Annotated in this window: 17 protein-coding genes and 1 tRNA gene; 3 read left to right on the top strand and 15 right to left on the bottom strand. The window is 65.7% G+C overall.

Annotated features, from left to right (window positions below; all coding sequences use genetic code 11):
* Positions 1-39: 39 nt before the first annotated feature.
* From HMPREF0975_RS04130 to polA, 3 genes are all read right to left on the bottom strand, one after another.
* Positions 40-1,785, bottom strand: coding sequence for a hypothetical protein (locus HMPREF0975_RS04130; RefSeq protein WP_009232881.1), 1,746 nt, complete (start codon positions 1,783-1,785; stop codon positions 40-42).
* Positions 1,786-1,977: 192 nt separating this feature from the next.
* The gene (gene rpsA, locus HMPREF0975_RS04125) at positions 1,978-3,432 is read right to left on the bottom strand and encodes a 30S ribosomal protein S1 (protein WP_009232880.1); all 1,455 of its coding nucleotides are present in this window, start codon (positions 3,430-3,432) and stop codon (positions 1,978-1,980) included.
* 308 nt (positions 3,433-3,740) lie between these two features.
* Positions 3,741-6,572, bottom strand: coding sequence for a DNA polymerase I (polA, locus tag HMPREF0975_RS04120; protein WP_049939431.1), 2,832 nt, complete (start codon positions 6,570-6,572; stop codon positions 3,741-3,743).
* A 143-nt stretch (positions 6,573-6,715) separates the two neighbouring features.
* Here polA and HMPREF0975_RS04115 point away from each other — a divergent pair, with 143 nt between their 5' ends.
* A complete protein-coding gene (locus HMPREF0975_RS04115; RefSeq protein WP_442852327.1) occupies positions 6,716-7,333 on the top strand; it encodes a PaaI family thioesterase in 618 nt (205 codons plus the stop codon).
* Between the two features lie 29 nt (positions 7,334-7,362).
* On the opposite strand, the gene HMPREF0975_RS04110 is transcribed toward HMPREF0975_RS04115, so the two are convergent.
* Positions 7,363-7,971 (bottom strand): ANTAR domain-containing response regulator, encoded by a 609-nt coding sequence (locus HMPREF0975_RS04110; protein WP_009232877.1) that lies wholly within the window; start codon positions 7,969-7,971, stop codon positions 7,363-7,365.
* Between the two features lie 54 nt (positions 7,972-8,025).
* Here HMPREF0975_RS04110 and HMPREF0975_RS04105 point away from each other — a divergent pair.
* Both HMPREF0975_RS04105 and HMPREF0975_RS04100 read left to right on the top strand, forming a co-directional pair.
* Positions 8,026-8,102: transfer RNA gene (locus tag HMPREF0975_RS04105), tRNA-Leu, on the top strand.
* Positions 8,103-8,158: 56 nt separating this feature from the next.
* The gene (locus HMPREF0975_RS04100) at positions 8,159-8,560 is read left to right on the top strand and encodes a cytidine deaminase family protein (RefSeq protein ID WP_009232876.1); all 402 of its coding nucleotides are present in this window, start codon (positions 8,159-8,161) and stop codon (positions 8,558-8,560) included.
* A 148-nt stretch (positions 8,561-8,708) separates the two neighbouring features.
* Here HMPREF0975_RS04100 and pyk read toward each other — a convergent pair whose 3' ends face one another.
* The 11 genes from pyk to HMPREF0975_RS04045 all read right to left on the bottom strand — a co-directional run bounded on the left by pyk (position 8,709) and on the right by HMPREF0975_RS04045 (position 18,277).
* On the bottom strand, positions 8,709-10,139 hold the full coding sequence (gene pyk / locus HMPREF0975_RS04095) for a pyruvate kinase (RefSeq protein WP_009232875.1): 1,431 nt from the start codon (positions 10,137-10,139) through the stop codon (positions 8,709-8,711).
* Positions 10,140-10,263: 124 nt separating this feature from the next.
* The gene (gene lgt / locus HMPREF0975_RS04090) at positions 10,264-11,232 is read right to left on the bottom strand and encodes a prolipoprotein diacylglyceryl transferase (protein ID WP_232212461.1); all 969 of its coding nucleotides are present in this window, start codon (positions 11,230-11,232) and stop codon (positions 10,264-10,266) included.
* Between the two features lie 36 nt (positions 11,233-11,268).
* Positions 11,269-12,093 (bottom strand): indole-3-glycerol phosphate synthase TrpC, encoded by an 825-nt coding sequence (locus tag HMPREF0975_RS04085; RefSeq protein WP_009232873.1) that lies wholly within the window; start codon positions 12,091-12,093, stop codon positions 11,269-11,271.
* A gap of 115 nt (positions 12,094-12,208) precedes the next feature.
* Complete coding sequence (gene hisI / locus HMPREF0975_RS04080; protein WP_009232872.1) at positions 12,209-12,571, bottom strand: phosphoribosyl-AMP cyclohydrolase; 363 nt, start codon at positions 12,569-12,571, stop codon at positions 12,209-12,211.
* A gap of 27 nt (positions 12,572-12,598) precedes the next feature.
* Complete coding sequence (locus tag HMPREF0975_RS04075) at positions 12,599-12,988, bottom strand: DUF2752 domain-containing protein (RefSeq protein ID WP_049939481.1); 390 nt, start codon at positions 12,986-12,988, stop codon at positions 12,599-12,601.
* Positions 12,989-13,080: 92 nt separating this feature from the next.
* A complete protein-coding gene (locus HMPREF0975_RS16610) occupies positions 13,081-13,662 on the bottom strand; it encodes a DUF4190 domain-containing protein (RefSeq protein ID WP_009232870.1) in 582 nt (193 codons plus the stop codon).
* Between the two features lie 177 nt (positions 13,663-13,839).
* Positions 13,840-14,184: a DUF4190 domain-containing protein gene (locus HMPREF0975_RS04065; protein ID WP_009232869.1), complete on the bottom strand. Its 345-nt coding sequence runs from the start codon at positions 14,182-14,184 to the stop codon at positions 13,840-13,842.
* A 102-nt stretch (positions 14,185-14,286) separates the two neighbouring features.
* On the bottom strand, positions 14,287-15,057 hold the full coding sequence (hisF, locus tag HMPREF0975_RS04060; RefSeq protein WP_009232868.1) for an imidazole glycerol phosphate synthase subunit HisF: 771 nt from the start codon (positions 15,055-15,057) through the stop codon (positions 14,287-14,289).
* Positions 15,058-15,123: 66 nt separating this feature from the next.
* Positions 15,124-16,542, bottom strand: coding sequence for a hypothetical protein (locus tag HMPREF0975_RS04055; RefSeq protein ID WP_232212460.1), 1,419 nt, complete (start codon positions 16,540-16,542; stop codon positions 15,124-15,126).
* 47 nt (positions 16,543-16,589) lie between these two features.
* Positions 16,590-18,041 carry a Pup--protein ligase gene (gene pafA, locus HMPREF0975_RS04050; protein ID WP_009232866.1) on the bottom strand — a complete coding sequence of 484 codons (1,452 nt, stop codon included), beginning with the start codon at positions 18,039-18,041 and terminating at the stop codon, positions 16,590-16,592.
* 2 nt (positions 18,042-18,043) lie between these two features.
* A complete protein-coding gene (locus HMPREF0975_RS04045) occupies positions 18,044-18,277 on the bottom strand; it encodes a ubiquitin-like protein Pup (RefSeq protein WP_009232865.1) in 234 nt (77 codons plus the stop codon).
* Positions 18,278-18,318: the final 41 nt, after the last annotated feature.

The following is an 18,318-nucleotide window of genomic DNA, read 5'->3' as shown; positions in this document are numbered from 1 at the left end:
CATTCCCGGCGCCCGTGGCGGCGAATGCGGCCGGGACGTTCAGACGGGCGCCGAGATGTCCTGGTCACCGGCCTTGATCGTCGTGGAAGAGCCCGGGCGCCTTCTCCCTCCTCGGCCCCGCCCGTAGGGCGCGATGCGCTCCTCGACCCGCGCCAGCGCCTCTGCCGCCCGGCGCGGGGGACGCACGCAACGGGAGACCTGGGTCGATGCCCGCGAGATGATCTCTCGGACGATCGGCGCTCGCGAGTTGTCCTCCTCGACCCCCTCAACCAGGACCTCCGCCAGTGCGGAGAGAACCTGCACCGCAATGAGAGGATCGCCGACGGCGTCGACAAGTATCCCGCAGCGCTCCCCTGGACGGTTCATCGGCCAGGTGGTCATCGCCTCCAGGCACTGCTGCCACGCGCGGCGGCTGGCGGCGTTGTCGCCGCGCGCCTGAGCGGCGTGCGACGCCAGGGCCAGTGCAGCGCAGGAGGTCTCCGTCCACCCCTGGCTCAGGCTCAGCTCCGCCGTGTCGAGGTGCTCCTTCTCCGCCCGCTCGTTGGCGCCCAGTGCTGCCAGGAGCCGGCCGAAGGCGAGGCGGAGATCGACGACCAGCTCCAGGGCGGAGTCGTCCACGACATCGGACAGCGAGGCGCTCACGGTCTCCGCCGTCGACATGGCTCGTTGGCGTACCGACTCCATGCCGTAGCCGCGCGACAGGGTGAGCAGCTCGCGGACCTCCTTGAGCAGAGCTCCCTGGTTGCGCAGCCGGGAACGGTCGGCCGGGACGGCACTCGTCACCGTCCCATAGGATCTGCTGGCCAGACCCGCTGCCTCCGCAGCCATCCTCATCTCGATCCGGTACGAGACACCGTTGTTGCCGTTACGGGTATCGAATCGAACGGCAATGCCGCGAGCGAAGCTGGTGATGACGTCGTAGGCGTGGGCGACCGTGTCCCAAGCTGTCAGCTCCAGATCCCCCCAAGGGGTCTTCCAGGTCAACGAGGTGCCTAGAGCACGATTGCCGTAGTCGGCCCTGTTCGCCTCCCTCATGACGAGGGCCAGGCCGACGGCGGTGTTCATCAGTCGCCAGGCAGACGCCTCGGACGCGCCCTTCAAGTTGGTGTGGCGCATGAGCGCGATGGCTCGCTGCCACTGGGATGACAGGCCGAGGTACTCGAGCCTGTCGCCGAAGGACAGAAGCAAGGCTGCATCGGGCAGGTGAAGCTGGCTCAAGGAGGCGAATGCGTCCTCGGCCTCCACTAGTCGTTTGTGAGCCAGATAGGGAACCAGGACCGCACCCAGCCCCTGCGCGGTCTCCACCGGGTCGACGTCGACACGGTTCGGCGCTGCGGTTGTGGTGTTGATGACGCCGGAGTAGTCGTCGTGCATACGAGCGGTTGCCAGCACCGCACCGGTATCAGTCTTACCGAAGGAGAACAGTCTCGCCTCGCGGAGCTGTTCGAGAGCCTCGTCTCTTTGGCCGAGGACAGCGGAGAGCTCCACCCTCGCGTAGCGCAGCGGGAGCGTCGAGTAGCCGTGGGCCGCCCTGAGGTTCTGGCACAAGGAGATCGCCTGTTCCAGCTGTTCCTTGCTCGTATCCGGGTCCTGGCCCAGCTGGACCAGCCACGCCCGATCGACAGCGGACAGTGCCCGCACCACCTGATCGGGCGCCCCTTTCGGATCTGGCCCCCCGGGGGCGTCAGCCGTGATCGTCTTCCACAGGGCCGCAGTGCCAGCACGACTGGGGCAGACGGGGTCGACATCCTCCAGAGCACGGGCAATGTCGTCCCAACAGCTCATATCCGTCTCCATCGGTCGTCGCGTACGAATCGTCCTGCTCCGGGGAGCAGGGAGCATCAGCCCCGTTCCCAGCCTCGCACGGCGGCATTATCCGGGCGATGGGGAGAAGGCACCAGCACCTGAGGGTCTCCGCCTGCGGTGCAGGCGGAGACCCTCAAAGGATGCCACTGATCAGTGACGCAATACAGTTGCTCAGTTGCCGGTGAGCTTCTCGCGCAGGGCGGCCAGGGCCTCATCGGAGGCCAACGTGCCGGAGGCCTCCGACGGAGCCGAGGAGTAGGAGGCGTTGCCCGCGGGGGCCGCCGGCGCGCCGGACTCCTGCTCCTCCTCCAGAGCCTTGGCGACCTGAGCCTTGTGGGCCTCCCAACGGGCGTGAGCCGCCGCGTACTCGGCCTCCCAGGCCTCGCGCTGAGCGTCGTAGCCCTCGAGCCACTCGTTGGTCTCAGGGTCGAAGCCCTCGGGGTACTTGTAGTTACCCTGCTCGTCGTACTCGGCCGCCATGCCGTAGAGGCTGGGGTCGAAGTCCTCGGAGGCCGGGTCGACGCCCTCGTTGGCCTGCTTCAGCGACAGGGAGATACGGCGACGCTCCAGATCGATATCGATGACCTTGACGAAGACCTCGTCACCGACCTTGGCCACCTGCTCGGGCACCTCGACGTGACGCTGAGCCAGCTCGGAGATGTGGACCAGGCCCTCGATGCCGTCCTCGACACGAACGAAGGCTCCGAAGGGAACCAGCTTGGTGACCTTGCCGGGAACGACCTGACCGATGGCGTGGGTGCGGGCGAAGGCCTGCCACGGGTCCTCCTGGGTCGCCTTGAGCGACAGGGAGACACGCTCGCGATCGAAGTCGACGTCCAGGACCTCGACAGTCACCTCGTTGCCAACCTCGACGACCTCGGAGGGGTGGTCGATGTGCTTCCAGGACAGCTCGGAGACGTGGACCAGGCCGTCGACGCCGCCCAGATCCACGAAGGCACCGAAGTTGACGATGGAGGAAACGACACCGGAGCGGACCTGACCCTTCTGGAGGGTCTGGAGGAAGTTGGTACGGACCTCGGACTGGGTCTGCTCGAGCCAAGCGCGGCGGGAGAGGACTACGTTGTTGCGGTTCTTGTCCAGCTCGATGATCTTCGCCTCGAGCTCGCGGCCGACGTAGGGCTGGAGATCGCGTACACGACGCATCTCCACCAGGGAGGCCGGGAGGAAGCCACGCAGGCCGATATCCAGGATGAGACCACCCTTGACAACCTCGATGACGGAGCCGGTGACGACGCCGTCCTCCTCCTTGATGCGCTCGATGGTGCCCCAGGCGCGCTCGTACTGCGCGCGCTTCTTGCTCAGGAGCAGACGGCCCTCCTTGTCCTCCTTCTGCAGGACAAGAGCCTCGATCTCGTCTCCCACGGAGACGATCTCGTCGGGGTCGACGTCATGCTTGATGGACAGCTCGCGAGCGAGGATGACGCCTTCGGTCTTGTAGCCGATGTCGAGGAGGACCTCATCGCGGTCGACCTTGACAACAGTGCCCTCGACGATGTCGCCGTCATCGAAGTACTTGATGGTCTCGTCAACGGCGGCGAGGATCTCCTCGGTCGAGCCGATGTCGTTGACGGCGACCGGGGCGGGGCTGGGCGTAGTGGTTGTCATTGAGTGGATGCTCCGAATGCGGATAGTTGGATCGGGTTGATAGAAACCGCGCGCTCCCCATGATGGCGAACCGGCCCGGACCAATTCATCACCCTGGTTGGATTACTCTCATAGGAGACGCCCAGGAGCGCACGAGTGAACCTTAGCAGCACGTGACGAATCCGTAACTAGACGATCCTCAAGCATTATCCCGTAAGTACGTGCAATCGATCACGTCGTCTGACAACTGCGTATCGAAAGGGTGACGCGACGATCTCGTTCGCATATCAACGAGTTATTCAGGGCGGATCGACGACTCCGAGGAGGTTCTAGTGGGCGGCCTCGCGCCAGGTGCGCCCCCGCCCGACGGCGACGTCCAGGGGGACCGAGAGCTCGGCCGCCCCGCCCATCTGATCCTCGAGGAGGGCTTCGACGGATCCGGTTTCCCCGGGCGCGACCTCAACCAGGAGTTCGTCGTGGATCTGAAGGAGGATGCGGCTGGCGAGCCCCTGCTCATTGAGCACACGGTCGACGTCGATCATGGCCTTTTTGACGATGTCGGCCGCGCTGCCCTGGATGGGGGCGTTGAGGGCCGCCCGCTCGGCCATCTCACGACGCTGACGGTTGTCGCTGGTGAGGTCGGGCAGGTAGCGGCGACGGCCGAACATCGTCTGGGTGTAGCCATCGCGACGCGCCTGCTCCACCACGGACTCCAGATAGTCGTGAACCCGCCCGAACCTGGCGAAGTAGGCGTTTCTCAGGTCGGCGGCCTCGGCATTGTCGATGCCGAGCTGACGGGCGAGTCCGAAGGTGGACAGGCCGTAGGCCAGTCCGTAGCTCATGGCCTTGACGTGGCTGCGCTGCTGGGCGGTGACTTCGTCGACCTCGATGCCATGGACGAGGGCGGCGACGTAGCGGTGCAGGTCTTCTCCGCTGCGGAAGGCCTCGATCAGCGCGCGATCGCCGGACAGATGCGCCATGATGCGCATCTCGATCTGCGAGTAGTCCGCCGTCATAAGGCACTCGTAGCCATCGCCGACGGTGAATGCCTCGCGGATGCGCATTCCCTCCTCGTTGCGGGCCGGGATGTTCTGCAGGTTGGGATCGGTGGACGACAGGCGCCCCGTGGCGGCGATGGTCTGCTGGAAGGTGGTGTGGATGCGCCCGTCGGCCTGGGTCGCCTTGCGCAGTCCCTCAACCGTCTGCCGCAGCTTGATGGCGTCGCGGTGCTCGAGAAGGTGCTCCAGGAAGGGGTGGGAGGTCTTGGCGTAGAGCCCAGCCAGGGCATCGGCGTCCGTGGTGTAGCCGGTCTTGGTCCTGCGGGTCTTGGGCATCTTCAGCTCGTCGAACAGGACGGCCTGGAGCTGCTTGGGGCTGGAGAGGTTGAGCTCTCGCCCGGCGGCTGCGTAGGCGCCCTCGGCGGCGTGAGTCACGCGGGCATCGAGCTCGGTCTCGCGAGCCGCGAGTACGGCGTCGTCGACGGCGATACCCGCGTTCTCCATGACGGTGAGGCTCGCGGCCACGGGCATCTCCAGATCGGTGAACAGCCCCACGGCGTCGCGGGCCGCCATCTGCTCGTCGAGCACGGACTGCAGAGGGAGCAGGACGGCGGCCCGGCGAGCACTGGCCAGGTGGGCGACGGGCACGGCGTCAGAGGCGAGGGCCTCCAGGTCGAAGGCGCTCTGGGACTCGCTCCGGCCCTCGCGCGTGTCCGTCTTCTCCTCGCCGATGGCTGCAAGGTCGATTCCGAGCCAGCGCTGGGCGAGAGTGTCGACGTCGTAGCTGCGCTGCTCGGGCCGGCACAGATATCCTGCCAGTGACGGGTCTGCGACAACGCCGTCCAGCCTCAGTCCCCGGGCGGTCAGAGCGTGCCAGCTGCCCTTGGCGTCGGCGACCAGCTTGGGCCGGTCGACATCAGCCAGGACCCTGGCCAGGGCCGCCTCGTCTTCGGGCAGGATCTCGGCGAGATCGATCGCAACCGCATGGGCGCCGTCGGACAGCGAGACGAGCATGGCATCGCCCTCCACAGGCTTGAGGACTCCAACGACGTCGACTCCCAGCAGGCAGTGCCCGCCGGACGTCGACAGGCGGGCATCCAACCACTGGGACAGATTCCCCGCTGAAAGATCGTGACCGAGTGAGACGATCTCCAAGTCGTCCAGCGCCCCCAGAGACCCGGACTCCTGCCCTGCAGCGGCTTCCGCGTGATCGGAGGTATCGGTGAAGGTCAGGATGCGCAGTGCCCGCTGATGCAGAGTGCGGAACTCCAAAGCCTCGAAGACGCGCGCCAGGCAGGCGCGGTCGGCCCCCAAGACGCGTAGATCGATCCCGGGAGCGACCCCCAGGTCCAGGTCGGTGAGTAGGCGATTGAGACGGCGGTTGCGCAGCACGTCGCCGAGATGGTCTCGCAGGGACTGTCCGACCTTGCCCTTGATCTGGTCTACGTGGGCGATGACTCCGTCGAGGCCGTCATAGAGGTTCAGCCACTTGGCCGCGGTCTTGGGGCCCACGCCCGGAACCCCGGGAAGGTTGTCGCTGCTCTCGCCGACCAGGGCGGCGAGCTCGGGATAGCGCTCGGGCGTCACCCCGTAGTGTTCCTCGATCTTCTCTGGCGTCGTGCGACGCAGCTTCGAGACTCCCTTGACAGGGTAGAGCACGGTGCACTGATCGGTGACGGTCTGGAAGGAGTCCCGGTCTCCGGAGCAGATGAGGACCTCCATTCCCTCGCCCTGCGCCGAGGCGGCCACAGTGGCCAGAATGTCGTCCGCCTCGTAGCCCGGGGCCGTCAAGACCTTCACCCCCATGGCGTCCAGGACCTCCTGGATGAGCTCGACCTGTCCGATGAAGGGCTGGGGAGCCTCGTCACGGGTTCCTTTGTATTCGGGGTACTCCTCGGAGCGGAAGGTGCCGCCCGGCAGATCGAAGGCGACCGCGACGTGCGTGGGTCGCTCGTTCTCCATCAGCGAGAGGAACATGGAGACGAAGCCGTGGACGGCGTTGGTGGACTGACCGGTGGACGTCGTGAACTTGTCCACCGGTAGCGCGTAGAACGCGCGGAAGGCCATGGAGTGACCGTCGACAAGAAGGAGGCGTCCGGGAACTGGGTCCGAGGGGTTCTGAGGTGTTGGGCTCGTCGCAGGGCTGGTCGCGGTGGTGCTCACCGTGCCAGCCTAGGCCCATGAGCCCTCAACAGTCCGACTCGTCCCGCTCTGCCGCATCCGGAGGAGAGACCTTCGACTCCCAGGCTTTTCCCGGCTCCCCGGCCCCTCCCGCGTCCTCCACGCCTCTTGCCCCCTCCGGTTCGTTGAAGTCCAGCAGGCCTGATGATTCCGTTTCCGCCGAGTCCCCGGCGGAAACGGTCGGGTCCGCCGACTCCTCCAACTCGCCTGCGATCGTGGGCCCGCTGGGGCCCGTGGGCCGTGTCACTGCGGCCTCCTACTCCGGGGCGAGTGCGGCGGCCGTGGCCTTTCCGGACCCGGCCCGGCGCCCGTACCCGGATCCTCGTCCCGCCGGCTCGGCCGTCTCCGCCTCCTCCGCACTGCACGCGGTGCTGGAGGACAGCGAGGAGGGGACACTCATGGAGACGCTCGGGATGGAGGTCGTCACCCGTGACGCGGGCAGGGCCGAGGTTCGGATGCCCGTCGAGGGAGCTCGCCAGGTCGTAGGGATACTTCACGGCGGTGCCACTGCTGCGCTCATCGAGACGGCCGCCTCCGTAGCAGCACGTGCGGCGGCCGACGGCGCGATCCCGGTCGGGGCGGAGCTAACGGTCAGCCATCTGCGATCCGTGACCCGAGGCTGGGTGAAGGCCACGGCCACCCCCCTGCACCGCGGACGTCGTACCGTGGTCTACCAGGTAACGGTGACTGACGAAGACGAGCGGACAATCGCTGTGGGGACGCTTCGCAGCCTGCTCACCTGACACACCGGGACGGACGCATACGGACGCATTCAGTCCTTCTTGGCGGCACCGACCTGCTCGATAACGGCGTCAGCCACCTCACGCATGGTCAGGCGCCGGTTCATGGAGGTCTTCTGCAACCATCGGAAAGCCTCCGGCTCACTCAATCCCATACGCTCCATGAGCAGGCCCTTGGCCCGGTCAACGCGTTTGCGGGTCTCGAAGCGGTCGGTGAGGTCGGAAATCTCACTCTCCAGCGAGAGGATCTCCTCATGTCGAGACATGGCGACCTCGAGTGCTGGAATGAGGTCCGCCGGAGTGAAGGGTTTGACCACGTAGGCCATGGCGCCGGCGGCGCTGGCCCGTTCCACGAGCTCGGTCTGTGAGAAGGCCGTCAGCATGACGACGGCGCAGTTGTGCTTCTCAAGAATCCTCTCCGCCGCCGTGATGCCGTCGGTGACCGGCATCTTAACGTCGAGAACGCACAGGTCAGGGGCGTGCTCATCCGCCAGGCGGACGGCCTCCTCCCCATCTGCAGCCTCGGCGACGATCTCATATCCTGCGTCGGTGAGGGTCTCGACGATGTCGAGTCGGATGAGGGTCTCGTCCTCAGCGACGAGCACCCGGCGGGACCTGGTGGTGCTGGACTCATTGCTCACGGCTGTGATCCTAGTATGATCTCGCTGATGGCGCCCCCGCAGAGCGGGCGGCGTGCCTCCGTAGCCCAATTGGCAGAGGCATCCGACTCAAAATCGGAGTGTTGTGGGTTCGAATCCCACCGGAGGTACCAGCAAGCCCCTATCCCGATCCCGCCCCAGGACAGACCGGGTCAGATGGAGAACACCTTTGAGCACGACGACGTGGGTCTCACTGTACGAAGCGGCCAAGGCTGTTCAGCATCCTCGTAACGTGTCCTCATATATCGAGGCGGGCGGTGTCGCCGCTGCAGTGGAGTCGTCCTCCGGAAGAATCTATACGGGCGTCTGCGTGGACACGGCCTGCACACTGGGAATCTGTGCCGAGCGCAACGCGATACTCAACATGATCACCAACGGCGAGGACACGATTCGGCGTGTTCTGACCATCATGCGTGATGGCTGTACCGGTCCGCCTTGTGGAGCGTGTCGGGAAATGATGACGCAGCTGATGCCAAGCAAGTTCGGCGCTATCGAGGTGATGATCGACTACGCCGCGGGGAAGACGATGACGCTTGCCGACCTGACTCCCCAGTGGTGGCTACGGCGATGAAGCTGTGACCGGGAAACTCCGCCTGGCGGATCCCTTGCCCCACCGATTTCTCAATGGGAAGCAGGTGCCGGAACAGGGTCGTCCTGAACCGGGGCGAGGGGTCTCCCGGTGATAAGCGGGAGACCCCTCGACGGATCGGAGCCGGTGCTCAGGCCTTGTAGTCGACCGTCTCGCCGACCGTGTGAACACGGATCGAGTTGGTGGAGCCCGGGGTGCCCGGAGGCATACCGGCCACGATGACGACGGTGTCGCCCGGCTGCGCCAGATGTTTGTCCTGGAGGATCTCGTCGACTTGCGCCACCATCTCATCGGTGTGCTGAACCTCGGGGACCTCGTAGCATTGCACGCCCCAGGAGACTGCGAGCTGATTGCGCGTCTCATGCAGCGGCGTGAAGGCCAGCAGGGGCAAGGGCGAGCGCAGGCGCGACAGTCGCCTGGCCGTGTCACCGGACTGGGTGAAAGTCACCAGGTAGGTAACGTCCAGATGCTCCCCCATCTCGGCAGCGGCACGGGTCAGGGCCCCGCCGCGCGTCTGCGGGTAGGAACCCAGGCCGGGAATACGCTCGCCACCGTGCTCCTCGACGTTCTCGATGATGCTGGCCATGGTACGCACGGCCTCGATGGGGTAGGCGCCCACGGAGGTCTCTCCGGAGAGCATGACGGCATCGGCGCCGTCGAGAATCGCGTTGGCGCAGTCCGACGCCTCAGCGCGGGTGGGGCGCGGGTTCTGGATCATGGACTCCAGCACCTGGGTGGCCACGATGACCGGCTTGGCTTGACGCCGGGCCAGCTCGATGGCGCGCTTCTGCACCAGGGGGACGGCCTCGAGCGGCATCTCCACACCGAGGTCACCGCGGGCCACCATGATGCCGTCGAAGGTGGAGACGATGTCGAAGAGGTTCTCCACCGCCTGGGGCTTCTCGATCTTGGCGATAACCGGGATGCGCACGCCCACCTCGTCCATGATCTCGTGGACGTCCTTGATGTCGTCGGCGTCGCGCACGAAGGATAGGGCGATGAGATCCGCCCCGATCTTGAGCGCCCAGCGCAGGTCCTCACGGTCCTTCTCGCTGAGGGCCGGAACGGAGACGGCGACACCGGGCAGGTTGATGCCCTTGTTATTGGACACGTATCCGGGAACCTCGACCTTGGTGACGACGTCGGTGTCCGTAACGGCCACGACGCGCACGGCGACGTTCCCGTCGTCGATGAGGAGCCGGTCGCCGGGGCGGCAGTCGCCGGGCAGTCCCTTAAAGGTGGTGGAGGCGCGCTTGACGGTACCGAGTACGTCGTCGATAGTGATCGTGAACTCGTCGCCCTTGTTGAGCATAACCTTCTGGTCGTCGACGAAACGGCCCAGGCGGATCTTGGGGCCCTGAAGGTCGACCAGGATGGCGACGGCTCGACCGGAGGCGGCTGCGGCCTCACGGATTCGGGCGATGACCTCCTCCTGATCCTCGGCGCGGCCGTGGGAGCGGTTGATGCGCGCGACGTTCATGCCGGCGTCCACCAGCGCTTGCACCTGCTCGGGGGAATCGGTGGCGGGTCCGAGGGTACATACGATCTTGGCTCTACGCATGGGCTTAGGATACGGGACACTGGGCCTCGCGCACGAGGACGAATCCCGGCGCTTGTCAGGTTGCGACGATCCTCACCCGCATTGACCTCGAGTTCAGCGGGCGCCGAGCACCTGAACGGCAGGCTCAGGCACCTGTGTGGGAGGCCCTCATTTCGGCGTCGGTCTCGGGCGGTGAAGCATCCTCGGAGGGCTGATCAGCCGAGGCCTCTTCGGATGAGTCCTCTTCCGAGGAGCCCTCCTCCGGCCCCTCCCCCGATCTCTCGATGGCATCGCTGAGAGGACGCCGCGAGGTGATGGCCAGTCCGACAGCACCGACGAGGAAGACGACGATAGAGGTCCACACATTCAGCCGCAGGCCGAGAATCGTCTCGGCTTCATCGATGCGCAGCATCTCGATCCATCCTCGACCGGCCGTGTAGATCATGAGGTAGAGCCACATGAGCCTGCCTCCGGTGGCATCGTGGCGGGCCAGCATCCTTCTTCCGATCCACACCAGAAGGGCCGCCCCGGCAAGGTTCCACAGGGCCTCATAGAGGAAGGTCGGGTGGAACAGGGTTCCGGGCGGATAGCTGGATCCGGGCGGCAGGTGAGCGTCGTCGATCCGCAGTCCCCAGGGCAGGGTCGTCGGGGCGCCGTAGAGCTCCTGGTTGAACCAGTTGCCCAGCCGGCCGATCGCCTGGGCCACCAGCAGCGCCGGGGCCACGGCGTCGGCCAGTGGAGCGACGCGCAGACCGCGATGGCGCATGACAAGCACGCTGGCCAGAACACCGCCCGCGACGCCGCCCCAGATACCCAGTCCCCCCAACCAGGTCTGCGGGATGCGGGACAGGTCTCCGTTCGGACCGAAGTAGTCGTCGGGCGAGGACAGGACGTGGTAGAGCCGGGCACCCACGATTCCGGACGGAACCGCCACGATAGCGATATCGAGGACGATCTCCGGCCGGCCCCCTCTGGCCCGGTATCGCCGGTCGGACCACCACACGGCCACGAAAACGCCGGTAAGAATGCACAGCGCGTAGGCCCGGATCGGGATGGGACCGATGTGCCAGACACCTGACGAAGGGCTCGGCAGACCGGCAAACGTCTCTGACATCGCGGACACCATGGTGGAAAGCGTAGTGACGGGCACTCAGAGGACCTCTCGGTGGGCGGAGGGAATCAGTGCCGGGTGGGCACCGGCGGCAACCAGCTCAGCAACGAACTGCTGAGGATCGGTGGAACGGATGATGGCCTCGCCGACGAGGACGACATCGGCTCCGCATCGGGCGAAACTCATGACGTCATGGGGACCCCGCACTCCCCCGGCGGCGATACGGACGACCTGAGCCGGCAGGACGTCGGTGACTTGATCGAACAGACCGCAGTCGACGGCCAGGGTATCGGGGTCCCGCGTGTCGATGGCGATGATGCGGGCGCCGGCCTCGACTGCGATCAGGGCGTCGCGTCGAGTGCGGGCCCTCACAACGGCGCTCATCCCCAGGGAGTGGACTCGTTCAATGAGACCTTCGAGCACCAGGGCCTCAAGGCGGGCATCGAGCATGAGCAGGTCGGCGCCGTGAGCCCGGGCCTCGTGCACCTGGTAGGGGGTGACCACGAGATCATTGGCGAGGACGGGAAGATCCACGGCGGCCCTGACGGCATCCAGATCCTTCAGGGAACCGCGGGTGCTGCTCGGACCGGTCACCACCGAGACGCTGGCGGCGCCACCTGCGGCGTAGAAGCAGGCCAGCATTCCGGGATCGCCGACGCCGCTGAGGTCCGCGAAAGTGGCGGTGGATCGCTTGACCTCCGCGATGACCGTAACCGCCCGGTCGTCGGTACGCAGGCTTGGCAGGGCGCTGATGGCTCCGGGGACCAGGCGCGAGGACTCTCGCAGGCGAGCCAATGGGACGCGCGAAGCCCGGCGGTCAGCAGCCGCCCTGGCGTCGGCCGCCATCGCCTCGAACGAGGTCATCACGCACCTCCTCGATCTCACCCGCGGGCGCTCCTGGAGGGCGCCTGTCCGTATCCATCGTGACGGCCTGAGGCCGTCTGTTGCAAATCGTTGAGCGGCGTTCACCGCGGAGAGTTCAGTCGGGCCGCTCGCCTGGCCGCGCCCCCAGGTCGCCCCCGGCCAGGAAGCAGCTGCGCTCGCCGGTGTGGCAGGCGGCTCCGACCTGATCAACCTCCACCAGAAGGGCGTCTCCGTCGCAGTCCAAGTGGACAGCCCTGACGTACTGCGCGTGCCCGGAGGTGTCTCCCTTGCGCCAATACTCACGCCGAGATCGCGACCAGAAGGTCACGCGCCCCTCGGTCAAGGTACGTCGGAGCGCCTCGTCGTCCATCCAGCCCACCATGAGAACCTCACGCGAGTCGTACTGCTGGACGACGGCGCACACCAGACCATCGGCGTTGCGCTTGAGACGTGCGGAGATGCCTGAATCGAGAGTCACGACTGCATTATGCACATCAGGCCCCCATCACCCCGGAGGTCCGAGCAGCGGCCCGAGGTAGACCCACATTCCGGGCAGATTGCGCACTACGGCGAAGGCAGCACAGCCCGCGCCAAGAAGGATGCCTTCTCTGCCCGTGATGAACTGCCGGCGCCGGCCTCGAGACGAGGCGAGCAGCCAGCGCACCACCAGGAAGACCGCCACCGTCTCCACGACGAGAGCGAAGGGGTTGTAGCCCAGCGCTCCCCACAAGTCGCCCCGGATGAGCTCCCGAGTCGCCCTCGTGCCACCGCACAAGGGACACCACAACCCGGTGAGCCGATGGAGGGGGCAGAGGTCTGGAAACCCCGGGGAACCGCGAGGCAGCGTCAGCGCCCGCAGGAAGATGAGGCCGCCCGGCACCGAGGAGAGGGCCATGAGAAGTCCCAGCCCGACCCGACTGCCCAGAGCGGTACGTGCACCGCCCCGATAGATGCTCTTAGCCATGTTCTGTCGACCAGTCTCCAGATCTACACTGTACTGAGGTACAAAATGAGGAAACTTATTATGTAGATGACGCTGATCGCCGTTCCTATGCTTCCCAGAATCATCCCAGCTATTGACATTCCTCTATTAGTGGAACGCCCTTCATCGGCGGCACGCATTCCCTTGAAACCTACGATGATCGCAGGGATTCCAAGTAGCGCGCCAAAATAGCAGAACAGAAATATACTGGCGATACCGAGCCCGAGCGCCCACCCGCCCAGCGCATTGGCCTCATAGCGGCGCGGATCGTAGGCCCCGCACCAGTACGAGCCCGGACCATAGGGCGTGTAAGGCCCATAAGGAGCCTGCGGGTAAGGGTGCTGCTGGCTGTAGGGCTGACCGTACATCTGCGGAGCCGCTCCCGGGTAGGGAATACCCTGGCTCCCGGGCGATGCCAGGTACGGGTCGGACCAACCACTTGAGTAATCGGCGCTGTAATATCCGGCCTGACCACCGGGCAAGCCTGTTCCATCAGGGAGAGGATACCCTTGAGCAGACAGATAATCCTGGCCGCCAGCACTTCCCTGCCGATAAGGATCCGCTTGATAAGGGATCATGTCGCTCATTATTCCTCCCAAAGAGCGAAGTACACCAGGCAGACTACATGACCGAGCGCATCAAGTCGCAAGGAGGGCGTCCCATCCCCATGGGGACCACGCCCCATCGACCTCATCCGAGCAGCATCCCACTGCATAACCAGCCCGAGGCTCATACGGCAAGGCGCATGGAACAGCTCACTATGTTCAGTAGGACTCGAATATATCCTCAATGTTCTGGTACAAACCGGAGGAGAAGACGATGATCGTCAGCATGATCGCGAGCACACCCATGACGATGCCGATGATGGACATTCCCTTGTTGGTAGCACGCCCCTCGTTCGCCGCCAGCACCCCGAGGAACCCCACAATGATCGCAGGGATGGCAGCGAGAGGGCCAATACCGCAGAAGACGCTGACCATACCCAGGCCAAGAGCCCAGCCGCCAAACGCATTCTTCTCGTTGGGCCGGTGGCCGAACCCGCCTCCGGGGCCGTAACCACCGGGTTGCTGGTTGTACGGGTCGCTGGGGTAGGCGCCCATGTAGCTCATGATTATTCTCCATACTGGTAGTGATTGATGAACATAGGTGTTGAACGTATATCCAGGTTCATCGTTCTGCTAGGAAGGCTCTTCTTCTCGTCCTCCATGTATTCAACGCACCGGGTGGCCTGCGTTTCGTAGGGCTTCTTTCGCCTCAGCGATGGTCATCGTTCCGTAATGGAAGACCGAGGCGGCCAGAACGGCGTCGGCGCCGTGACCGGCCGCGATCGCGAAGTCCTCGGGGCGCCCGGCGCCACCGGAGGCGATGAGCGGGACTCGGACCTGCTCGCGGACGGCGTCGATCATCTCGGTGTCGAAACCCCCCGTGACGCCGTCGGCGTCCATGGAGTTCAGAAGGATCTCTCCGGCCCCGAGCTGCGCTCCCCGGACCGCCCAGTCCACGGCGTCGATACCGGTTGAGGTGCGTCCTCCGTGGGTGGTGACCTCATAACCTGAGGCGGTCGTGACACCGGGCGGGCACCGCCGCGCATCCACCGATAGGACGACCACCTGGTTGCCGAAGCGCTGCGCCACCTCCGCCAGCAGCTCGGGACGAGTGATGGCGGCGGTGTTGATGCCGACCTTGTCCGCGCCCGCCCGCAGAAGCTGGTCCACGTCTCCGACAGAACGCACTCCCCCACCGACGGTCAGCGGGACGAACACCTGCTCCGCGGTGCGGGACACCACGTCCAGCATGGTGGAGCGTCCTTCATGCGATGCCGACACGTCCAGGAAGGTGATTTCGTCGGCTCCCTGGGCGTCGTAGCGCGCGGCCAGCTCCACCGGATCTCCGGCATCCTTGAGGCCTTGGAAGTTCACGCCTTTGACGACGCGACCGTCCTTGACGTCCAAACAGGGAATAATACGGATGGCAACGCTCATGAATGATCCTGGGTGGTGGGGCGAGGAGATGCTGAGGACTGGGGCGACGGTTTGCGCACCACTCGATTATCCCGCAGATGATTCGGAGTCATTGTCAATGGCTAGGACGTCAATGACCACGACGACGGGTTCAGTCCCCTTCGCCTGCTCCGCCGGCAGGGAGAGCACCACTCGCGAGCCGACCGTGATGTCGACCAGGTTCTGGGAGACGCCCACCAATGCATCACTCATATCGATGCGCTTGGGCAGATTCTGGTAGCCGAAGGTCGATTCCCCCAAGGCCTGGCCAGTGGCCCAGCTGACCATTGTGCGGCGGACGATAACCTTGTCCTGGGAACCTATCTGAGGCCCGGTGCCCTTGATGAGGATCGCTGTGGCGGCGCGGGTGGGCACCGGTAGGCCGGCACTGCTGACGGTGATGGAGCCGTCCTCCCCCTCTGTAACGGCGGGCGTGCCGGGGGCGGGCTCCTTCGTCTCCCCGGTCGCTGTGGTGGGCAGGATGTCGACAATGGTGATCTCAGCCGTACTCGAGTCCTCGGCGGGAGCGCGAAGAACGACGCGAGTCCCCTCGCGCTGGCCTGAAACCGCTGCGTTGATGTAGTCCCCCGCAGCGGGGCTCAGCATGTTCCGCCACAGCTTGTAGCCGTCGGCGTTGCCGGTCGTATTGCGCCCATCGAGGCCGGAGAACTGGGAGACCTGAAGAATCACCGGCGAGCCCTCCGAGACCACACGCCCATGACCAGTCTCGACGACGTCGGTCAGGACAGAGCTGGGAGCAGACAGGGAGGCCTCGTTGGCCAGTGCGATGGAGGGGGCCGAGCCCGAGCCGAGTCGTCCGCTGATCGTCAGTAGCTGATTCAAGGGGGCGTTCCCGTCCAGCACGGTCTGTTGGGCAACGGGGCTGGCATCCGGGCCGTACCTGCCGGTGACGAACTTGTCGACGGCCAGAGGTACCAGAATCATCGCGAGGATGACAATACCGATCAGAGCGACGGCCAGGGGCCCCCTGGGCATGCTGCCCAGCGGACCGCGCAGGGTACGCCGCGGCGGCGTCGTCTCCGGAGCGTTCCTCTCGTCGAGCAGGCCTCCACCCGGATGCTCCAGATCGTCATCCTGGTCGTCTCGAAGCTCTCCCGGGAGGGCGGCGCGGTGATCATCACCTTGGCCATCGGCGGTCGGCCTCATGGATGCCGATCCGTCTTCAACAGGTCGCCAGGGCCGAGAGCTGTCCTGTGAGGGGACGGCGGAACGCCCCCGGGTCTCGGGCCGAGCCTCTGACTCGACGGTCGACAGCGCCGGTGCGCCGGCGGATGGTGCGCTGGAGGATCGGGGCTCTTCCGGTGGTTGGGAGATCGCCGGCAAATCCTCGGTGTACGCGTCCTGCCGCTCCTGCTGAGCCATCTCCTGAGCGCGCTCGAGTGCCCGGCGCTGACGCCGGGTCAGAGGCGCGTCCGCGCCGGAATCTGGTGTGGAGGTAGTACTCATATTGCGTCTTCCGTCGGTCGCCTCACCGATACCGTGAACGTTGCCGCTCACACCCCGGCGGGGAGTTCGGTTGCCGAGTGCTCCATGCTCTCCAGCAGCGCGTCTATGTGCTCATCTGCAGCGCAGAAGGGATCACTCAGGGTAACAGTGGACGAGGCGCCATCGTCGAGTCGAATGCCCACCCAGTCAACAGTCAGGTCGCGGCGCAGGTCCTCAGCCCTGGCGACGACCGCGCCACGCAGGTGCGCACGCGTTGTGGCGGGCGGGGTGTTCATCGCGCATCGACAGGCCTCGTCGCCGACGAAGCGACGCAGCATGCCAGTGTTCTCCAGACGTTGGCGCAGTCCCTGATCGGATGAGACGTCATGGTAGGCCAGGGCCAGCCGGGCCACTCTCGGGTCGGTCAGGTCGGTGTCGTGCTTGTGGCAGTAACGGGTCACCAGCTGGAGCTTGGCCGCCCAGTCAAGCTCGGTCGCCACGCGCTGGGGCTCCTGGAGACGGACGGCCTCCAGTCCCCGCTCCCATAGGTCCAGTGCGGCGGCATGCAGCTCAGTCACCTCGATCCCGCCTGTGATGTGGTTGCGCAGCCGTTCGAGGTGTTCGCCCTGCATTTCCAGCGGCGTGATGGTACGGCCGTCGACGCGATCCAGGAGCACTCCGGCACTCAGGTCACTGCAGGTGTCCCGGATGGCCCTCATGGGGTCGGCCAGAGCCAGGTCGCTCAGGTCTCCCCCGCTTTCCAAATAGTCCAGGAGAAGGTCCATGGCCGCCACCTTGAGCAGAGTGGATCCCTGGGCGATGTTGGAGTCCCCGACGATGACGTGCATGCGCCGGTAGCGCTCGGCGTCGGCATGCGGTTCGTCACGAGTATTGATCAGCGGTCTGGCACGGGTCGTCGCAGAGGAGACGGCGTCCCACATCTGGTCCGCCCGTTGGGAGAAGACATACCCCGAGCGACTGGGGCCCGTGGAACGGGCCGCGGGCTGGAGCCCGCCGTCTCCCGTGATGTGACCGGCGCCGACGAGGATCTGCCGCGTCACCAGGTGTGGTACGAGGGTGCGTGCATCGTTCCAGAAGTCGCCGCGACGGCGCACGAGGTAGTTCTCGTGGCAGCCGAAGCCATTGCCCTGGGCGTCGCGGTTGTTCTTCAACAGGTGGATTCGCCCGGGAACACCTACGGCGGCGAGCCGGACGTTGGCCTGCTGGGCCAGGTCGGCCATGACCAGCTCACCGGCGCGGTCCTGGGCGAGCAGGTCCTCAAGACGATCGCACTCGGCGGTGGCGAACTCCGGATGGGAGCCCACATCCAGGTAGAGGCGAGCACCGCCGCGGGTGAAGACGTTCGAGGAGCGTGAGCGCTGAACCACCGGTTCGAAGAGCTTGCGGGCGGCGTGGTCGGCGTCCAGGGGAGGTGGGCCGTCTCCGGCGGGGGCGCAGGTGATGCCGTACTCGGTCTCCACCCCGATGATGCGGCGTGCCGGGGGCCGTAGGCCACTCATGCTCACTGGCCGCCCTTCTGGACGAAGCCCTGGACGAAGGCTGCGGCATTGGTCTCGATAACCGAGTCGATCTCGTCCAGGATGCTGTCGACGTCTGCGGTTTGGGCGTCTGAGATGCTCCGGACCGACGCCATCGGGACTCCGGTACCGGTCTGTTCCTCAGCGTCCTCAGCGGCGGACTCGACGCCGGCGCGACGAACCTGCCCGTGGGACTGATCGGCGTATTGCGGCGTCATGTGGTGCTCCTTCACTCGTCCTCTCGGACAACGCGTCGCCG

It is taken from the genome of Actinomyces sp. oral taxon 849 str. F0330 (assembly GCF_000239715.1).
GTDB classification, from domain to species: domain Bacteria; phylum Actinomycetota; class Actinomycetes; order Actinomycetales; family Actinomycetaceae; genus Actinomyces; species Actinomyces johnsonii.
The sequence above is the reverse complement of the archived record's forward strand: the minus strand, read 5'-3'. Positions and strand labels throughout refer to the sequence as shown.